This window comes from Photobacterium iliopiscarium (assembly GCF_003026395.1).
GTDB lineage: Bacteria > Pseudomonadota > Gammaproteobacteria > Enterobacterales > Vibrionaceae > Photobacterium > Photobacterium iliopiscarium.
Genome location: NZ_PYOO01000016.1, coordinates 27,269 through 46,457 on the forward strand (window position 1 = coordinate 27,269; position 19,189 = coordinate 46,457).

Below are 19,189 nucleotides of genomic sequence, written 5' to 3' on the forward strand. Positions count from 1 at the left end.
TTTTTTATGGGGCCGATTAGGCGTAAACCCGCTCTGTGGTTTACAATCATCAAGTCATTTTTAAGCAAAGCCAAGGTTATGAATCAACATATCGATACTATCGTTGCACAAGCAACACCACCGGGCCGTGGCGGCGTCGGCATCATTCGCGTTTCAGGTCCTAAAGCGAAAGAAGTAGCCCTTGCCGTTGCTGGTCGTGAATTAAAAACCCGTTACGCTGAATATCTGCCATTTAAAAATGAAGATGGTACCGCCCTTGACCAAGGGATCGCGATATTTTTTAAAAGTCCAAACTCGTTCACGGGCGAAGATGTATTAGAACTACAAGGCCACGGTGGCCCAGTATTAATGGATATGATGATCCGTCGCATTCTTAATATTGATGGTATTCGTCCAGCCCGTCCGGGAGAGTTCTCTGAACGCGCCTTTATGAACGATAAGCTTGATTTAGCCCAAGCTGAAGCCATTGCCGATTTAATCGATGCTAGCTCAGAAGAAGCGGCTAAAAGTGCCTTTAAATCACTACAAGGTGTGTTCTCAAACAAGATCAATGAATTAGTTGAAGCATTAATTCATTTACGCATCTATGTTGAAGCGGCAATTGACTTCCCTGAAGAAGAAATAGACTTTCTCTCTGACGGTAAAGTCAGTGGTGATCTCAATCGCATCATGGATCATCTTGCAGAAGTACGTAAACAAGCCAACCAAGGCGCGATCATGCGTGAAGGCATGAAAGTCGTTATTGCTGGCCGCCCTAACGCCGGTAAATCGAGCCTACTAAATGCCTTATCCGGTAAAGACAGTGCGATTGTGACCGATATTGCGGGTACAACCCGTGATGTATTGCGTGAACATATCCACATTGATGGAATGCCATTACACATTATTGATACCGCAGGTTTACGTGAAGCGACGGATGAAGTCGAGCGCATTGGTATTGAACGTGCTTGGGCTGAAATTGAACATGCCGATCGGGTGTTATTCATGGTTGATAGCACCACCACTGACGCTACCGATCCCAAAGATATCTGGCCTGACTTTATTGAACGCTTACCGACAAATATGGGTTTAACCGTTATTCGTAATAAAGCCGAGTTAACCGGTGAAGTTACGGGAATGAGTAAGATCAACGATTCAACGGTTATTCGCCTTTCAGCGCGCACAGGCGACGGTGTGGACGACTTACGTGAACATCTAAAGCAATGTATGGGATTTGCTGGTACGACTGAAGGCGGCTTTATGGCGCGTCGTCGTCACTTAGATGCTCTTGAGCGTGCAGCCGAACATTTAGTGATCGGTAAAGAGCAATTAGAAGGCTTTATGGCTGGCGAGATTCTGGCTGAAGAATTACGTTTAGCTCAACAGCACTTAAGTGAGATCACCGGTGAGTTTACATCAGATGATTTACTCGGACGTATCTTTACTTCGTTCTGTATTGGTAAGTAAATACTAACCCAATACATCAGTAACAAAAAAACGCCATACATCTTTGATATATGGCGTTTTTTATTATTATTTAGCGTCAGGCATAGGATAATTTATGCTGATATACTCAGGTTCTTCAATACCAGTATGTTGATTCAATACTCGCGTTAAAGCAAAAAAGTAATTCACCAATAAATTACTAAATCGAGGCAATGTTTCAGGTACCTTCTTCCCCTCTGCATCAACTTTTACTAATTGGCGAACCACTTTTTTAGACAGACTACGACATTGATGTAATTGCACCACCGCACCGACCCCTCGCGGTAATACAAAGCGCTTATTGTTATCGGTTACTTGCGCGCGAAAATAATGATAATCCGCTTTTAGTTTAATAATATCATCTTCAAAAATACCGCACTTACCACGAATAGATCCATTGAGATTAAAAATACGTGGTTGTAACCATGATAAGGATTGTCGTAGTTCACCATCGGCTAATTGTGAAATAGTCAATCCAACATACGTACATAATTCATCGGTTAGAATTTCAAAATCACATAAAGAAGAATCTTCAAAAATAAACGGATAAGCAAGCTCGTCAATATCACCTGAAAATTTTAATACCATTGCTTTGTTATTCCTCGACAAATAAGCCTAATTCTAACAGAAGACGGTCATTGACAGCGCTCAAAAAATCACTAACTATGTTCGCAAAATTTGCTTGCCAAAGACAATGCCAGCTTACTATTAGCAGCATATGGAAAATTATGTATCAACGACTTAAAAACTTATTTTTTATAGGCTGCTTATGCACCAGTACGGCCTGTTTAAGTGCTGAAACCTCATATCCAATAACGGTCATTGATGCCAGTCAGCAATCACTGACATTAACGAAAACACCCGCTCGCGTTGACTCTAAAAGCATGTTCAGTGATCAAGTATTAATGGCGCTATTACCATTACAAAACATCACCAGTTTAAGTCGCTTAAGTAAGGACCCGACTTATTCAATCATTGCCGATAAAATCCCAACGACCCTGCCATTACGCGACCTTAATGTTGAACAAATTATTGCTGAACACCCAGATTTAGTGTTAGTCGCAAGTTGGAGTAATGGTCCAAAAATCGCTCAATTACGTGCCGCAGGTATTAACGTTTTTGTTATTAAAACCGTTTATAGCCTCAAAAATATTGAAAAAAATATTTTATTAGTCGGTCAGCTGGTCAATAAAAATGCAGACGCTATCGCATTGGTTAATGAGATGAATACCAAACTTAAACAGCAGGTGATTATTCCCCAAAAAAAGCTGACGGCACTTGAATACACGCCATGGGGGGCATCGAGTAATCATAACTCTACGATTAATACTATTATCAATCACGCTCAACTTAACAATCTCATCGCGAATACCAATGGCGATAAATTTGGCCAAGTCCCGATAGCTAAAGAGCAACTGTTAGCACTTAACCCTGATGTTATTATTATTCCCGGAACAGACAAAGACGGCTTTAAACAACAACTATTGCACGATCCAGCACTACAGACATTAACCGCCATTCGTGATCGACGTGTCATTAGTTTGCCGCACTCACTGCGTTCAACTGATAGCCAATATATTGCTGATGCTATCATCTACCTTAATCATAAGGTCTACCAACCCCATGCGCGTTCTTCAATACATTAAGCCCATTCAAGGATTATTAGCAGTAACAGCATTGCTGCTACTGCTAATCATTTACTTAAGTTTAGGCTCTGTCGCTATTCCCATTCACGATATTTTTGCGATGCTGGTCAGTTATATCCATGGTGGTGAAGCCTTAGCACAACAGCAATATCCGTTAGCTTCCGCAATTATCTTACAGATCCGCTTACCACGTGCTTGTGCCGCTATATTAGCAGGGAGCGCGTTAGCATTAGCAGGCGCTTGCAGCCAAGGTCTGTTTAGAAACCCTCTTGCAAGCCCTGATATATTAGGTATTAGTGCTGGCAGTAGTTTTGCAGCCGTTGTGGCAATAGTCAGTGGCTTAACGGTCGTCAATCCCGCCTTATTACCTCTTGTTACTGCCATTGGCGCATTAACAACAGCCACGATTGTGTATTTGATAGCCCGTCAAACTCAACAGCATGGATTATTTATTATTCTCGCCGGATTAGCGGTATCGAGTTTATTAGGAGGGCTCACAATGGGGGTTCTGTTAACTGCCCAGCAATATGAAGTAAGTGAGTTTGTATTCTGGACCATGGGCGGTTTAGATGCGCGTACATGGCAACAATTATTATGGCCAACCCCCATTATTATCATCACTGCATGGATATTATTACGCCATGGTCAGACCTTAAATTTACTCGCGTTAGGTGAACAAAATGCTCATGGAATGGGAATAAATGTTCGTCGAAGTCGCAGAATATTATTACTATTAACCACCCTTCTCACCGCGATGGCAATAGCAGTTGCTGGCCCAATTGGTTTTATTGGCTTAATTGTGCCGCACTTAGCACGGTTACTAATAGGACCCAATAATCGAATTTTATTACCTTTTTCAGCACTATTTGGCGCAATGTTCTTATTAATCTGTGATCTTATTGCTCGTACAGTCATCGCACCCAATGAATTAAAAACCGGTATTATCACTGCGGTTATTGGCGGGATCTATTTTATCGCTCTACTAATACGTAGCCAATATAAAGGATTACAGTCATGATCCCATCACTTGTGATCAATCAATTACATTATCACCAAGGATCACAACCATTATTGCAGAATATCAATTTTGCGATTAATCCCGGTGAGCTAGTGGGAATTATCGGCCCTAATGGCGCAGGTAAAAGTACCTTACTTCAATGTCTCAGCGGTTTCATTACGCCAAAAAGTGGTGATATTTCTCTATTTGAACGCCCTCTCAATAGTTATAGTCATCAACAACGAGCGCAATACTTAAGTTACTTACCACAACACACCGAACCTGCCTTTGGATTTCTAGTTCAAGACATTATTCATTATGGTCATCGGCAATCAACATCAGACCAAGAAATAAATAATATTATTAAACAGTTAGAAATATCTTCCTTCTTAAAACGTCCGATTAATCAACTCTCAGGTGGTGAACAACAACGCGTCCATTTTGCACGATTACTGATTCAAAATTCCGCTATCATGCTGCTTGATGAGCCAACAGCCAGCCTTGATATTGGCCATGAATCATTATTACTTAATATTCTAAGCAATCATTGCCAACAAGGAAAAAGTGCACTGATTGCCATTCATAACCTTAATACGGCCATCACATTTTGTGATCGTTTATTACTACTTGAACACGGTCAACAAATTGCATTCGATATTCCACAAAAAGTACTAACGTCACACCAAATTAATGAACTTTATCATCATCATGTCAGTGTTATTCCTCATCCCAGCACTCAAAAACTGATTATTTTACCCCGTCGAAACAAGATCATTTAATTTTACCGATCACCGTTACGATCGAAAAAAGTAAAGATCATAACCTTGTGCAAACCATAAGGGGATCATGTGGGTAAGATCATCATTGACTCATTACCCTCTCTTCGTTTTAATCTTCACTATGATCATCTTACCGCCTCTAAATCTTCATTTTTTTGGATAAATACCCACATTTTTTCCCCTTTTCATCCTTATTACTTACTGGTGGATAAAAAAAATACCTTATCAGTGAATAAAAATGGCCACTTATGCCATAAAGGCTATCTTTATAGGGTTTGATCTCAGTACAATCCACACTAATATCCACCGTTTCATATTGATGATCCCATCTAACGTTAATCTGAGGACAATTATGTCAACCATAACCCTGATCACTGGCAGCACGCTTGGTGGTGCTGAATATGTCGCCGATCATTTAGCTGATTTATTAGCAGCACAAGGTCATCAAACTGAAATCACCAATCAACCTCAACTTACACAACTAAACCAAGACACCATTTGGCTTATTATTTGTTCAACTCATGGTGCTGGTGATTACCCAGATAACTTTGTTGCGTTTGCTAACGCGCTTAGCAATCAAAAACCGGCCCTTAATCAGCTAAAATTCGCTGTGATTGGGCTTGGCGACAGTAGCTACGATACTTTTTGTGCTGCGGGTAAAAATATTCAAGCATTATTACTATCACTTGGTGCAACTCAGCTTGGTGAACGGCTTGATATTGATGTTTCAATGACAGCTGTTCCTGAAGATGCTGCTGAAATATGGTTTGAAGAGTGGCAACAGACATTAAATGATTAAAAAATGGTCAATAGTTACTCAATTAACCATCTTATTTAATGCTTTCCTCTGTGGATAACTATAGATCTAAACGGTGATCAACCCATAGTTATCCCTTTAATAACTTATAGTGTCCGTAGCCCCTGTGTATAAGTAGCCATTTTGATCCCAGCCTATCCTCTGGAAGATCCAAGCTACTCCACAGCAAATGATCTTCTTTAAATGCATGATCATAAGGATCATTTAGCGGTTATCCACACGATCGGTGGATCCTAATAGTAGATCTAATAGAAGATCTCTTTAAAAAGATCTTATATATATTTAAGCGACGTAAATCGGCGATCAAATGATCTTGATGAAAGATTCTCTCTTGCCAAGAAACAGGATAGAATGTTCGCCCTTTGCTCGAGTTAACTCACTGGCTATTTAAATACCTGAGGAAGTTCCATGTTTTACCAGGAAAAATTTGATGTCATCGTTGTGGGTGGTGGTCACGCCGGTACCGAAGCGGCACTGGCAGCTGCCCGAATGGGACAAAAAACCTTACTATTGACCCATAATATCGATACGTTGGGCCAAATGTCGTGCAACCCAGCTATCGGCGGGATCGGGAAAGGACACCTGGTTAAAGAAGTTGACGCCCTTGGTGGCTTGATGGCACATGCTATCGACAAAGGCGGAATTCAATTCCGTACTCTCAACTCTTCCAAAGGCCCTGCAGTACGGGCAACACGTGCACAAGCAGACCGTGCACTTTACAAAGCAGCAGTACGTAACGTATTGGAAAATCAACCAAACTTAATGATTTTTCAACAAGCTGTAACTGATTTAATTGTTGAGAATAATCGCGCAACAGGCGTGGTAACTGAAATGGGTTTAAAATTCCACGCGAAAGCTGTGGTATTAACCGTTGGAACATTCCTTGGCGGTAAAATTCATATTGGTTTAGAAAACTACAGTGGCGGTCGTACTGGCGATCCTGCATCAAATGCACTCGCTAACCGTTTACGTGAATTGCCATTACGCGTTAATCGCTTAAAAACAGGTACTCCACCACGAATTGATGCACGTACTGTTGATTTAAGCATTCTTGAAACCCAACATGGTGATAATCCAACCCCAACATTTTCTTTCATGGGGAAACAATCGGATCATCCTCGTCAAATTCCATGTTTTATCACTTACACTAACGAGCGTACGCATGAGGTTATTCGTAATAACCTTGATCGTAGCCCAATGTATGCTGGTGTGATTGAAGGTATTGGCCCTCGCTACTGCCCTTCAATTGAAGATAAAGTGATGCGTTTTGCGGATAAAAACAGTCACCAAATCTTCATTGAACCTGAAGGCTTAACCACCAATGAACTGTATCCAAATGGTATTTCTACAAGCTTACCGTTTGATGTTCAGATGCAAATTGTGCGCTCAATGAAAGGATTTGAGAACGCAACCATTATGCGTCCTGGTTATGCGATTGAGTATGATTTCTTTGACCCGCGTGATCTTAAACAAACCTTTGAAAATAAACATATTGATGGATTGTTCTTTGCGGGACAAATCAACGGTACAACGGGTTACGAAGAAGCGGCAGCTCAAGGCCTAATGGCGGGCATGAACGCAGCATTACAGACCCAAGACAAAGAAGGTTGGAGCCCACGTCGTGATCAAGCGTACATGGGTGTATTGATTGATGATCTATCAACAATCGGTACTAAAGAACCTTACCGTATGTTTACTTCACGTGCAGAATATCGTTTGTTGTTACGTGAAGATAATGCCGATTTACGTTTAACCCCAATGGGACGTGAACTTGGTCTAGTTGATGATGAGCGTTGGGCTCGATTTAATCAAAAACTAGAAAATATGGAACAAGAACGCCAACGTTTGAAAGATATTTGGGTTAATCCAAATTCGGATCATATTGAAAGTTTAAATAAGATCCTTAAGTCTCCGATCGTACGTGAAGCGAATGGTGAGGATCTTCTTCGTCGCCCTGAAGTGACTTATGAGAAATTAACCACCATTGAAACGTTCGCACCTGCGCATGAAGATATTGAAGCGCGTGAGCAAGTTGAAACCCAGATTAAATATCAAGGTTATATTGATCGCCAACGTGATGAAGTTGAAAAATCATTACGTCACGAGACCACTAAATTACCCTTTGATCTTGATTACAGTTTGGTGAAAGGCTTATCGAATGAAGTGGTTATTAAGCTTAATGATGCTAAGCCAGAATCGGTAGGTATGGCATCTCGTATTTCAGGTATCACACCCGCAGCGATTTCATTGCTATTGGTATATTTGAAAAAACACGGTTTGCTTAAAAAAGGCGAATAAGGGCTAGATGATGAAACAACGTTTAATACAACTTATCGCTCAAACTGACCTACAGGTCACAGAACACCAACTCGATCAATTGATTGGTTATGTGCAACTGCTGGATAAGTGGAATAAAGCGTATAATTTAACATCTGTGCGTGATCCTAATGAAATGTTAGTAAAACACATTATGGATAGCATTGTTGTCAGCCAATATTTAGATGGTGAGCGTTACATTGATGTTGGCACTGGGCCTGGTTTACCTGGGATTCCATTAGCGATTATGTGCCCGAATAAATCATTTACGTTACTTGATAGCTTAGGTAAACGAATTCGATTTATTCGCCAAGTGATCCATGAGTTAAAGATTACCAATGTTACTGCGGTTCAAAGTCGAGTTGAAGAATTTGATCCTGGTGAAGGTTTTGATGCGGTATTAAGTCGAGCTTTTGCTTCAATGTCAGATATGGTGAATTGGTGTCATCATTTACCTAAATCTGGCGGTCAGTTTTTTGCTCTTAAAGGTCAGTATCATCAGGATGAAGCATCAGAGCTACCTGAATGGTGTACCGTTGTTGAAGTTAAATCTTTGCAAGTACCTGAACTTGATGGTGAACGTCATTTAGTTGTTTTAACGGCAAAAGATTAATTGTTGAGGTTTTTTTGTGGGAAGAATCATAGCTGTTGCAAATCAGAAAGGGGGTGTTGGTAAAACAACATCGTGTGTCAATCTGGCTGCTTCATTGGCTGCTACGCAGCGTAAAGTATTAGTGATCGATCTCGATCCTCAAGGTAACGCTACCATGGCCAGTGGGGTCGATAAATATCAAGTCGAGTCCACCGCTTATGATCTTCTAGTTGAAGAAACTCCATTTAATCAAGTTGTTATTAACGAAACCACTGGCGGCTATCATTTGATAGCCGCTAATGGCGATGTAACCGCCGCTGAAATTAAATTGATGGAAGTGTTTGCTCGTGAGACGCGATTACGTAATGCACTCGCGCCTGTTCGAGACAATTATGATTATATTTTCATTGATTGTCCGCCATCTTTAAACTTATTAACTATCAATGCAATGACGGCTGCTGATTCGGTTTTAGTGCCGATGCAGTGTGAATATTTTGCCCTTGAAGGCTTAACCGCATTGATGGACACCATCAGTAAGTTAACCGCTGTGGTTAATAGTGAACTGAAAATTGAAGGTTTATTGCGGACGATGTTTGATCCGCGTAACCGACTTTCAAATGAAGTCTCACAACAGCTTAAAAAGCATTTTGGTGATAAAGTATATCGTACTGTTATTCCTCGTAATGTACGTCTTGCTGAAGCGCCAAGTCATGGTCGCCCAGCAATGTATTATGATAAATATTCTAGTGGTGCTAAGGCGTATTTAGCGCTAGCCGGTGAGATGATTCGCCGTGATGAATTAGCATTACAAGCCACTCAGGTTGAAGCGTAAGGTTTTCCATGAATTTCAATAAACGAGGCTTGGGCAAAGGCCTTGATGCCCTATTAGCCACCAGCAATGTTGCTCAAGCTAAAAAACAACAAAGTGATAATAACGCATCACAACAAACGGCTGTGGATGGTGAATTACGCCAAATTGCAGTTACTGCGCTTAAATCTGGTCAATATCAACCACGAAGAGCAATGGCTGCTGATGCGTTAACTGAATTAGCCGATTCAATTCGAGCTCAAGGCGTCATTCAACCGATTGTTGTGCGTCGTATTGATAGCCAAAGTTATGAAATTATTGCCGGTGAACGTCGTTGGCAAGCTGCCCGTCAAGCGGGATTACAAGTTGTACCTTGTATCATTAAGAACGTTGATGATCGTGCAACGGTTGCTATTGCACTGATTGAAAATATTCAACGTGAAGATCTAAATGCAATTGAAGAAGCGCGTGCTTTAGAGCGTTTACAACACGAGTTTTCATTAACCCACCAGCAAGTTGCCGATGCAGTGGGTAAATCTCGTGCTGCTGTTTCTAACTTATTACGCTTAAATCAATTGTCTGACGCAGTTAAACAATTGGTTGAGCAAAAACAGCTCGAAATGGGTCATGCAAGGGCTTTATTAGCCTTAGAGACGCAACAACAGTTAGCTGCTGCACAAATTATTATCAATAAGTTGTTAACTGTGCGCGAGGCTGAAAAGCTAGTAAAAACGCTGCTCAACCCAACAGAAATGCCCGCTAAATTAGCACCGCAGCCACAAACTGTCGCATTGCAATTAAGTTTAAGTGAGCGTTTTGGTACCAAAGTTGCCGTTAATCAAAATAAAAATGGTAAAGGTAAAATTGTTATTAATTTCGATCAACAAGATAAACTAACGCAAATTCTTGCAATGTTAGGTCATGATTTGTGATCTACTCGCGGTAATTTTTAATTTAAAAATTACTCGGCGGTTGTTAGGTTATTTTGTTGTAAAATATAAATGTTTTTTTGCTGCAATAAGATTGCATTCAATCTATTCAGCCGTATAATTTTCGCTGTATTTCCCCTGCACTATGTGTCGTGGAATGGACTCGAGGAACGAATACATGGTATCGGCGCTAGTGAAACCGGGACGCCAATTGGCAAAGCGGTTGCTGTTACTACAATCTGGCGTCGTAGTAGTTACGGCATTAACGGCAGTCTTCGCTGTCAATGTTGACTGGGGAATCTCTGCACTTATCGGTGGTGGTATTTTTGTAATTGCCAATACCGTATTTGCTATGTGTGCGTTTATGTATAGTGGTGCTAGGAAAGCACGATTAGTCATGGCGTCATTTTATGGCGGAGAAGTGCTCAAAATCCTCATTACAGTCATCCTTTTTGCCGCAGCTTACCTGTATAAAGGAGTGGAACTTGTTCCCCTCCAATTAACCTATTTGCTGGTCCTTGGTATTAATATTTTTGGACCGGTTTTATTCATTAACAACAAATAGGATGAGTTATGGCTGCGCCAGGTGAAGCGCTAACGCCGTCAAGCTACATAACCCACCACTTAACTAACTTATCGACAGATAAGCTTGGTTTAGCGAGTGAAGGTAGTTTCTGGACGGTAAATATCGACAGCCTTATTTTTTCTGTCTTAACCGGATTATTCTTTTTATGGGTATTTCGTAAGGTAGCAAAGCAGGCGTCATCAGGAGTTCCAAGCAAGTTACAATGTTTTGTGGAGATGGTGGTTGAATTCGTTGATACCAACGTTAAAGATACTTTCCATGGTCGCAATCCACTTGTTGCTCCGTTAGCACTAACCATTTTCTGTTGGATTTTACTGATGAATATCATGGACCTTGTGCCCATTGATTTTCTTCCGTATGCCGCACAAAGTGTTGGGATCCCTTATTTGAAAGTGGTTCCAAGTGCTGACGTTAACATCACTATGGCAATGGCGTTGGGCGTATTCGCATTGATGATTTACTACAGCATCAAAGTGAAAGGTCTACTCGGCTTTGCAAAAGAACTGGCTCTTCACCCGTTCAATCACCCAATAATGATTCCATTTAACCTACTACTTGAAGTGGTATCGCTGATTGCGAAGCCAATTTCATTAGGTATGCGTTTATTCGGAAACATGTTTGCTGGTGAGGTGGTGTTTATTCTTATCGCGGCGTTGATGCCGTGGTGGGCTCAATGGCTAGGCTCGGTACCGTGGGCTATTTTCCACATCCTGGTCATTACAATTCAAGCATTCGTATTCATGATGTTAACTATCGTGTACCTGTCTCAGGCACATGAAGACAATCATTAACGATTATTTGTAAATTTTAGATTTTTTATTGGCACTTTAGCCGACAACTATAAACTGGAGATAGTGATGGAAACTTTACTAAGCTTTTCTGCAATTGCCGTGGGCATTATTGTAGGTCTTGCTTCCCTTGGTACAGCGATCGGCTTCGCAATTCTTGGTGGTAAATTCCTTGAAGGCGCTGCACGTCAACCTGAAATGGCGCCAATGCTGCAAGTTAAGATGTTCATCATCGCTGGTCTATTGGATGCTGTTCCAATGATCGGTATCGTAATCGCGTTGCTATTCACATTCGCAAACCCATTTGTTGGCCAACTAGCTGGCTAATAAACTGCTGTGATCAGCCTTTCTCAATAAGGCTGACTCCAGAGTAAATGGACCCTAGCAACCCTTTTTAAGGAGATGCGTTGTGAATATGAATGCAACTTTGCTGGGTCAGGCTATCGCTTTTTTCTTCTTTGTCGTGTTCTGCATGAAATATGTATGGCCGCCAATTATGGAAGCGATTGAAGAACGTCAGAAAAAAATTGCTGACGGTTTGGCAGCAGCAGATCGCGCTGCCAAAGACCTGAACCTTGCACAAGCTAATGCTTCTGATCAATTGAAAGAAGCGAAACGCGCCGCGAGTGAGCTGATTGAACAGGCAAATAAGCGTAAAGCTCAAATTGTCGATGACGCGAAAATTGAAGCCCAAGTTGAGCGTGAGAAGATTCTTGCTCAAGGTCTGGCTGAAATTGAAGCTGAACGTAATCGTGCTCGTGATGAGTTAAGAAAACAAGTTGCAACTCTAGCTGTGATTGGCGCTGAGAAGATCATTGGTCGCTCCATCGATATGGAAGCGCAAACTGATATTCTCAACAAACTCACTGCAGAACTGTAATTAAAGGGGCAAGCACATGTCGGATATGACTACTATCGCACGCCCCTACGCTAAAGCAGCATTTGACTTTGCGGTCGAGAAAAATGCACTTGCACAGTGGGCAGAAATGCTAACTTTTGCTGGTGCTGTGGCAACCAATGACACGATGCAAGATATTCTTGATAGTGGCTATGCCGCTGACAAGCTCGCTGAAATTTTTGTTTCAGTGTGCGGTGAGCAACTCGACGAATTCGGTCATAACTTAATTAAAGTGATGGCCGTAAATGGACGCCTCAATGCGCTACCTGATGTCTATGGTGAATTCATGCTGATGAAACATGAGCATGAAAAAACTATCGAAGCGATGGTGATCTCTGCCATTGTTCTTGATGAAAGCCAATTAGACGCGATCAGCGCCAAACTTGAGCAGCGTTTAGCACGTAAAGTGATGTTGACCTGCAGTGTAGACGAGACCCTGATTGCTGGGGTCGTAATTAGAGCTGGAGACCTTGTTATCGATAACTCTGTACGGGGAAAATTGAACCGTCTGAGCGATACTTTGCTGTCTTGATTTGGGGAATTGGAGCATGCAACTTAATTCCACGGAAATTAGCGCACTGATCAAACAACGTATTGAAAACTTCAACGTTGTAAGTGAAGCGCGTAACGAAGGTACTATCGTTTCTGTAAGCGATGGTATTATTCGAATCCATGGCCTTGCTGATGTAATGCAAGGTGAAATGATTGAACTACCTGGCGGCCTGTTCGCTTTAGCACTTAACCTTGAGCGAGACTCTGTAGGTGCGGTAGTTATGGGCCCTTATGCTTCGCTACAAGAAGGCATGAAGGTTACAGGTACTGGTCGTATTCTTGAAGTACCTGTTGGCCCGGCACTGCTTGGGCGTGTTGTTAACACTCTCGGTCAGCCTATCGATGGTAAAGGTTCAATTGAAACAGAGATATTCTCTCCTGTTGAAGTAATTGCACCGGGCGTAATCGATCGTAAATCTGTTGATCAACCAGTACAAACTGGTTACAAAGCAGTGGATGCGATGATCCCTATCGGTCGTGGTCAGCGTGAGCTGATTATCGGTGACCGTCAAACGGGTAAAACCGCGATGGCTATCGATGCCATCATTAACCAGAAAAATTCTGGTATCTACTCTGTGTATGTGGCTATTGGCCAGAAAGCTTCAACGATTGCGAACGTGGTTCGTAAACTTGAAGAGCACGGCGCGTTAGAAAACACGATTGTTGTGGTGGCCTCTGCTTCTGAAGCGGCAGCACTGCAATACCTTGCACCTTACTCAGGTTGTGCAATGGGTGAATACTTCCGTGACCGTGGCGAAGATGCACTGATCGTATACGATGACTTGTCTAAACAAGCCGTTGCTTATCGTCAAATCTCACTATTGCTAAAACGCCCACCGGGTCGTGAAGCATTCCCTGGTGATGTTTTCTACCTTCACTCTCGTCTTCTTGAGCGTGCATCACGTGTTAGTGCGCACTATGTTGAGAAATTTACGAACGGTGAAGTGACAGGTAAAACAGGTTCTTTAACCGCGTTACCTATCATTGAAACACAAGCTGGTGACGTATCGGCATTCGTACCGACTAACGTTATCTCTATCACCGATGGTCAAATCTTCCTACAAACAGAACTGTTCAATGCGGGTATTCGTCCTGCGGTTGATCCAGGTATTTCTGTATCGCGTGTAGGTGGTGCTGCCCAAACTAAAGTTATCAAGAAGCTTTCTGGTGGTATTCGTACTGCCCTAGCACAGTACCGTGAACTAGCAGCGTTTGCTCAGTTCTCGTCAGACCTTGATGATGCAACCAAGAAGCAACTTGATCACGGCCAAAAAGTGACTGAGTTGATGAAGCAAAAGCAATACTCGCCAATGTCTGTATTTGAGCAAGCTATTGTTATTTTTGCTGCTGAAAAAGGTTTCCTAGGCGATATTGAAATTGCCAAGTTAGCTGATTTCGAAGCTGCGTTGCTTTCATTTGCCAAAGGTCAATTTGCTGAGTTAGTAGCTCAAATTGATGAAACGGGTGCTTATAACGATGAGATTGAAGCGCAGTTCTCGAAACTGCTGCAAGATTTCAAAGCGACCCAAACTTGGTAATTGGTTGGTGATCGCTTAGCGATCACCTTCTAACGGAGAGTGACGATGGCCAGCGCAAAAGAGATTCGTAATAAGATCGGCAGTGTTCAAAATACACAGAAGATCACCAAAGCGATGGAAATGGTGGCAGCTTCTAAAATGCGTAAAACGCAAGAAGCTATGGAGTCATCACGTCCATACGCACAAACTATGCGCAAAGTGATCGGTCACCTCGCCCTTGGTAGCCTTGAGTATAAACATCCTTATCTCGAAGAGCGTGAAGCCAAGCGCGTCGGTTACATCATTGTTTCTACTGACCGTGGTCTGTGTGGTGGTTTGAATATTAACTTATTCAAACAAGCCATTAATAATGTTCAGACTTGGACTGAAAAAGGTGCCGAGGTTGATCTCGCGCTAATTGGTGCGAAAGCAACTGCCTTTTTTAATAACTACGGCGGTAACGTAACGGCTCAGGTTTCTGGCCTTGGTGATTCACCAACGGTTGATGAACTGATCGGTACTGTTGGCGTAATGCTGAAGAAATATGATGAAGGTCAATTAGATCGTTTGTATCTGGTATACAACAAGTTTGTAAATACCATGGTGCAAGAACCGGTGATTGATCAATTGTTGCCTTTGCCTAAGTCAGAAGACGAAGCGATGCAGCGCAGCCATTCTTGGGATTATATTTATGAGCCCGAGCCAAAACCATTACTTGATGCTTTATTGATTCGTTATGTTGAATCACAAGTGTATCAAGGGGTGGTTGAGAACCTTGCCAGTGAGCAAGCGGCACGAATGGTGGCAATGAAAGCTGCAACGGATAACGCAGGTGATCTGATTGATGACTTGCAACTTGTGTATAACAAAGCCCGTCAGGCGGCGATTACACAAGAATTATCAGAAATCGTTTCTGGTGCATCTGCTGTTTAAGGCAAAGAATTAATAAGTTTAGAGGATTAACGATGGCTACAGGTAAGATCGTCCAGATCATTGGTGCAGTAGTCGACGTAGAGTTTCCACAGAGCTCTGTACCCAAAGTATATGATGCCCTACATGTTGATGCGATGGAAAAAGGTACGTTAGTACTAGAAGTTCAGCAGCAACTTGGTGGTGGTGTTGTGCGTGGTATCGCAATGGGTACTTCTGATGGCTTACGTCGTGGTTTGTCTGTTGAAAATACAGGCCGCCCTATTGAAGTACCAGTGGGCATAGCAACACTAGGACGTATCATGAACGTTCTAGGCCAACCCATTGATGAGTGTGGTGAAATCGGTGAGCAAGAGCGTTACGCTATTCACCGTCCAGCGCCAAGTTATGAAGAACAATCAAATGCAACCGAGCTATTAGAGACTGGCGTTAAGGTTATCGACCTTATTTGTCCGTTCGCTAAAGGTGGTAAAATCGGTCTATTTGGTGGTGCTGGTGTAGGTAAGACCGTCAACATGATGGAACTTATCAATAACATCGCCCTTCAACACTCAGGCCTATCAGTTTTTGCTGGTGTAGGTGAGCGTACGCGTGAAGGTAACGATTTCTACTTTGAAATGCAGGAAGCTGGGGTTGTTAACCTTGAGAAACCTGAAGAATCAAAAGTAGCAATGGTTTACGGTCAGATGAACGAGCCTCCAGGTAACCGTCTACGTGTTGCTTTGACAGGTTTAACCATGGCTGAGCGTTTCCGTGATGAAGGTCGTGACGTACTGTTATTTATCGATAACATCTACCGTTACACCCTTGCGGGAACTGAGGTGTCGGCACTATTGGGTCGTATGCCTTCTGCGGTAGGTTACCAGCCAACACTTGCTGAAGAGATGGGTGTGTTACAAGAACGTATCACATCAACTAAGTCAGGCTCTATCACTTCTGTGCAGGCGGTATACGTACCTGCCGATGACTTGACTGACCCATCACCAGCAACAACGTTTGCTCACCTTGATGCAACAGTTGTTCTATCACGTCAAATCGCATCGCTAGGTCTATACCCTGCGATCGACCCATTGGATTCAACATCACGTATGCTTGATCCATTGGTAGTAGGTCAAGAGCATTACGACGTTGCGCGTGGCGTTCAAAGTTTACTACAGCGTTATAAAGAGCTGAAAGATATCATCGCAATCCTTGGTATGGACGAGCTATCTGAAATAGATAAGCAAGCTGTATCTCGTGCGCGTAAGATTGAACGTTTCCTAACGCAGCCTTACCACGTAGCAGAAGTATTTACCGGCTCACCTGGTATTTACGTATCACTTAAAGATACGTTACGTAGCTTTAAAGGTATTTTAGGCGGTGAATACGACGATATCCCAGAGCAGGCATTTATGTACTGTGGTGCGATTGAAGACGTATTAGAAAACGCCAAAAAACTGTAAGCTCTAATTAGGAGGCAATATGGCAGCGATAACCTTTCACTTGGATGTAGTCAGTGCTGAGAAACGTTTGTTTTCTGGTCGTGCTGAGAATATTCAAGTAACGGGTAGTGAAGGTGAACTCGGTATTCATGCCGGTCACACGCCGTTGTTGAGTGCGATTACTCCCGGTATGGTGCGTATTATTAAGCAAGGCGGCAAAGAAGAGGTTATTTATCTTTCTGGCGGCATGCTTGAAGTACAACCTGGTATCGTAACCGTACTTGCTGACACTGCTATTCGCGGTATTGATTTAGATACTGCGAAAGCTGAAGAAGCAAAGCGTCAAGCTGAAGAAAGAATTCATAATCAGCATGGCGATATCGATTTTGCCCAAGCAGCCAGTGATCTAGCAAAAGCAATTGCTCAGCTACGCGTTATTGAATTGACTAAACGTACACGTTAAGCATTGAATAACTGCATGATAGAAAGCGACCTTTGGGTCGCTTTTTTTATGGTTGGTTTATATATTTTAAAAAATTTAATAACCACAATATATGATAAGACTTGTTGAGATTGATTTTTAAACATGTATAAAAAATTCTTATTTATAAAGAGTTTTTTTATTGGTTATTTTTTGGTTAAAATATGTAAATCATTCTTAAACCTATGTGCATCTACAGGTACAATAGGGATATACAAACTTTTATATGCATTCAGAGGAATACTCATCATGAGCTTTAGTGCTGTGATTCTTGCCGCGGGAAAAGGCACCCGTATGTACTCTAACTTACCCAAGGTACTTCATACTCTTGCTGGTAAGCCTATGGTTAAACATGTTATTGATACCTGTAATGATATTGGCGTAAGCAGTATTAACCTTGTTTATGGTCATGGTGGCGATACCATGCAGCAAGTGTTAGCCAAAGAGAAAGTTAACTGGGTACTGCAAGCTCAACAACTCGGTACTGGTCACGCGGTTAATCAAGCGGTACCGAACCTTGCTGATGATGAGAAAGCATTGATTTTGTACGGAGATGTACCATTAATCAATGCGCAAACATTGGAAAACCTACTTGATGCTCAACCAAGCGGTGGTATTGCATTACTGACTGTTGTACTCGATGATCCTTCAGGTTATGGCCGTATTGTGCGCCGTAATGGCCCAGTAGTGGCAATCGTTGAAGAAAAAGACGCAACGGAAGAGCAAAAATTAATTAAAGAAGTGAATACTGGCGTATTGGTTGCCAATGGTGGTGATCTTAAACGCTGGTTAGCTTCACTAAAAAATGAAAATGCTCAAGGTGAATATTACCTAACTGATATCATTGAAATTGCTCATAACGAAGGTCGTGCTGTTGAAGCTGTACACCCTGCGTTAGCGATTGAAGTTGAAGGGGTGAATAACCGTGTTCAATTAGCGCGTCTTGAGCGTGCGTTCCAAGGAATGCAAGCTGAACGCCTATTAGAGCAAGGTGTTATGCTTCGTGATCCTGCCCGCTTTGATTTACGTGGTTCACTACAATGTGGTACTGATGTTGAAATCGATGTTAACGTTATTATTGAAGGTAGCGTCAGCATTGGTGATAACGTGATTATCGGTGCCGGTTGTGTGCTGAAGAACTGTGAAATTGATGATAATAGTATCATTAGTCCTTATAGCGTAATTGAAGGCGCGACGGTTGGTGAAGCGTGTACTGTGGGTCCATTTGCACGTTTACGTCCTGGTACTGAATTATTGACTGGCGCACATGTTGGTAATTTCGTTGAAATGAAGCAAGCGCGTTTAGGTCTAGGTTCTAAAGCGGGTCATCTTAGCTATTTAGGTGATGCGGATATTGGCGCTAACGTAAATATTGGTGCAGGTACTATTACTTGTAACTATGATGGCGCAAATAAGTTTAAAACTGAAATTGGTGACGATGTCTTTGTGGGTTCAGATACCCAGTTAATCGCTCCGGTTAAAGTCGCCGCTGGCGCAACCATTGGTGCAGGCTCAACCATTAACCGTAATATTGGTGAAGGTGAGTTAGTGATCACTCGTACGCCAGCACGTACGATCAAAGGTTGGAAACGCCCAATCAAAAAATAGGCTTATTCTATAACTGAAAAAATGTCAGTTTAAAGTCTTAAAAATGACGAAGCAGAGCTC

Annotated in this window: 20 protein-coding genes; 19 read left to right on the forward strand and 1 reads right to left on the reverse strand. The window is 42.2% G+C overall.

Going from position 1 to position 19,189, the window contains the following annotated elements; genetic code table 11:
• Positions 1 to 78 precede the first annotated feature (78 nt).
• Positions 79 to 1,446, forward strand: coding sequence for a tRNA uridine-5-carboxymethylaminomethyl(34) synthesis GTPase MnmE (gene mnmE, locus C9J51_RS16980; protein ID WP_045040485.1), 1,368 nt, complete (start codon positions 79 to 81; stop codon positions 1,444 to 1,446).
• Positions 1,447 to 1,512: 66 nt separating this feature from the next.
• Here mnmE and C9J51_RS16985 read toward each other — a convergent pair whose 3' ends face one another.
• Positions 1,513 to 2,052, reverse strand: a complete 540-nt coding sequence (locus C9J51_RS16985) for an ATP:cob(I)alamin adenosyltransferase (RefSeq protein ID WP_045037221.1) — start codon at positions 2,050 to 2,052, stop codon at positions 1,513 to 1,515.
• A gap of 140 nt (positions 2,053 to 2,192) precedes the next feature.
• On the opposite strand from C9J51_RS16985, the gene C9J51_RS16990 reads away from it, so the two are divergent.
• The 18 genes from C9J51_RS16990 to glmU all read left to right on the forward strand — a co-directional run bounded on the left by C9J51_RS16990 (position 2,193) and on the right by glmU (position 19,129).
• Positions 2,193 to 3,110 (forward strand): ABC transporter substrate-binding protein, encoded by a 918-nt coding sequence (locus tag C9J51_RS16990; protein ID WP_045040466.1) that lies wholly within the window; start codon positions 2,193 to 2,195, stop codon positions 3,108 to 3,110.
• Positions 3,088 to 4,128, forward strand: coding sequence for a FecCD family ABC transporter permease (locus C9J51_RS16995; RefSeq protein ID WP_045037219.1), 1,041 nt, complete (start codon positions 3,088 to 3,090; stop codon positions 4,126 to 4,128). The genes C9J51_RS16990 and C9J51_RS16995 overlap by 23 nt, the downstream gene beginning before the upstream one ends.
• The gene (locus C9J51_RS17000) at positions 4,125 to 4,886 is read left to right on the forward strand and encodes an ABC transporter ATP-binding protein (RefSeq protein WP_045040467.1); all 762 of its coding nucleotides are present in this window, start codon (positions 4,125 to 4,127) and stop codon (positions 4,884 to 4,886) included. Before C9J51_RS16995 ends, C9J51_RS17000 begins: the two co-directional genes overlap by 4 nt.
• Before the next feature lie 352 nt (positions 4,887 to 5,238).
• Positions 5,239 to 5,685 carry an FMN-binding protein MioC gene (gene mioC, locus C9J51_RS17005; protein WP_045037217.1) on the forward strand — a complete coding sequence of 149 codons (447 nt, stop codon included), beginning with the start codon at positions 5,239 to 5,241 and terminating at the stop codon, positions 5,683 to 5,685.
• A gap of 426 nt (positions 5,686 to 6,111) precedes the next feature.
• Entirely contained in the window at positions 6,112 to 8,001 is a 1,890-nt protein-coding gene (gene mnmG / locus C9J51_RS17010; protein ID WP_045037216.1) for a tRNA uridine-5-carboxymethylaminomethyl(34) synthesis enzyme MnmG, read from the forward strand.
• Between the two features lie 10 nt (positions 8,002 to 8,011).
• Positions 8,012 to 8,632, forward strand: a complete 621-nt coding sequence (gene rsmG / locus C9J51_RS17015) for a 16S rRNA (guanine(527)-N(7))-methyltransferase RsmG (RefSeq protein ID WP_045037246.1) — start codon at positions 8,012 to 8,014, stop codon at positions 8,630 to 8,632.
• A 16-nt stretch (positions 8,633 to 8,648) separates the two neighbouring features.
• Positions 8,649 to 9,443, forward strand: coding sequence for a ParA family protein (locus C9J51_RS17020; RefSeq protein WP_045037215.1), 795 nt, complete (start codon positions 8,649 to 8,651; stop codon positions 9,441 to 9,443).
• A gap of 8 nt (positions 9,444 to 9,451) precedes the next feature.
• Positions 9,452 to 10,351 (forward strand): ParB/RepB/Spo0J family partition protein, encoded by a 900-nt coding sequence (locus C9J51_RS17025; protein WP_045037214.1) that lies wholly within the window; start codon positions 9,452 to 9,454, stop codon positions 10,349 to 10,351.
• A 175-nt stretch (positions 10,352 to 10,526) separates the two neighbouring features.
• The gene (locus C9J51_RS17030; protein WP_045037213.1) at positions 10,527 to 10,913 is read left to right on the forward strand and encodes a F0F1 ATP synthase subunit I; all 387 of its coding nucleotides are present in this window, start codon (positions 10,527 to 10,529) and stop codon (positions 10,911 to 10,913) included.
• Between the two features lie 8 nt (positions 10,914 to 10,921).
• Positions 10,922 to 11,725 (forward strand): F0F1 ATP synthase subunit A, encoded by an 804-nt coding sequence (gene atpB / locus C9J51_RS17035; RefSeq protein ID WP_045037212.1) that lies wholly within the window; start codon positions 10,922 to 10,924, stop codon positions 11,723 to 11,725.
• A 66-nt stretch (positions 11,726 to 11,791) separates the two neighbouring features.
• The gene (gene atpE, locus C9J51_RS17040) at positions 11,792 to 12,049 is read left to right on the forward strand and encodes a F0F1 ATP synthase subunit C (protein WP_012551447.1); all 258 of its coding nucleotides are present in this window, start codon (positions 11,792 to 11,794) and stop codon (positions 12,047 to 12,049) included.
• An 82-nt stretch (positions 12,050 to 12,131) separates the two neighbouring features.
• Positions 12,132 to 12,602 (forward strand): F0F1 ATP synthase subunit B, encoded by a 471-nt coding sequence (atpF, locus tag C9J51_RS17045; protein ID WP_045037211.1) that lies wholly within the window; start codon positions 12,132 to 12,134, stop codon positions 12,600 to 12,602.
• Positions 12,603 to 12,618: 16 nt separating this feature from the next.
• On the forward strand, positions 12,619 to 13,152 hold the full coding sequence (gene atpH / locus C9J51_RS17050) for a F0F1 ATP synthase subunit delta (RefSeq protein WP_045037210.1): 534 nt from the start codon (positions 12,619 to 12,621) through the stop codon (positions 13,150 to 13,152).
• A gap of 16 nt (positions 13,153 to 13,168) precedes the next feature.
• Entirely contained in the window at positions 13,169 to 14,710 is a 1,542-nt protein-coding gene (atpA, locus tag C9J51_RS17055; protein ID WP_045040469.1) for a F0F1 ATP synthase subunit alpha, read from the forward strand.
• 45 nt (positions 14,711 to 14,755) lie between these two features.
• Positions 14,756 to 15,622, forward strand: coding sequence for a F0F1 ATP synthase subunit gamma (gene atpG, locus C9J51_RS17060; RefSeq protein WP_045037208.1), 867 nt, complete (start codon positions 14,756 to 14,758; stop codon positions 15,620 to 15,622).
• A 32-nt stretch (positions 15,623 to 15,654) separates the two neighbouring features.
• Entirely contained in the window at positions 15,655 to 17,061 is a 1,407-nt protein-coding gene (atpD, locus tag C9J51_RS17065; protein ID WP_045037207.1) for a F0F1 ATP synthase subunit beta, read from the forward strand.
• A gap of 19 nt (positions 17,062 to 17,080) precedes the next feature.
• Complete coding sequence (locus tag C9J51_RS17070) at positions 17,081 to 17,503, forward strand: F0F1 ATP synthase subunit epsilon (protein WP_045037206.1); 423 nt, start codon at positions 17,081 to 17,083, stop codon at positions 17,501 to 17,503.
• Positions 17,504 to 17,770: 267 nt separating this feature from the next.
• On the forward strand, positions 17,771 to 19,129 hold the full coding sequence (gene glmU / locus C9J51_RS17075) for a bifunctional UDP-N-acetylglucosamine diphosphorylase/glucosamine-1-phosphate N-acetyltransferase GlmU (protein WP_045037205.1): 1,359 nt from the start codon (positions 17,771 to 17,773) through the stop codon (positions 19,127 to 19,129).
• Positions 19,130 to 19,189: the final 60 nt, after the last annotated feature.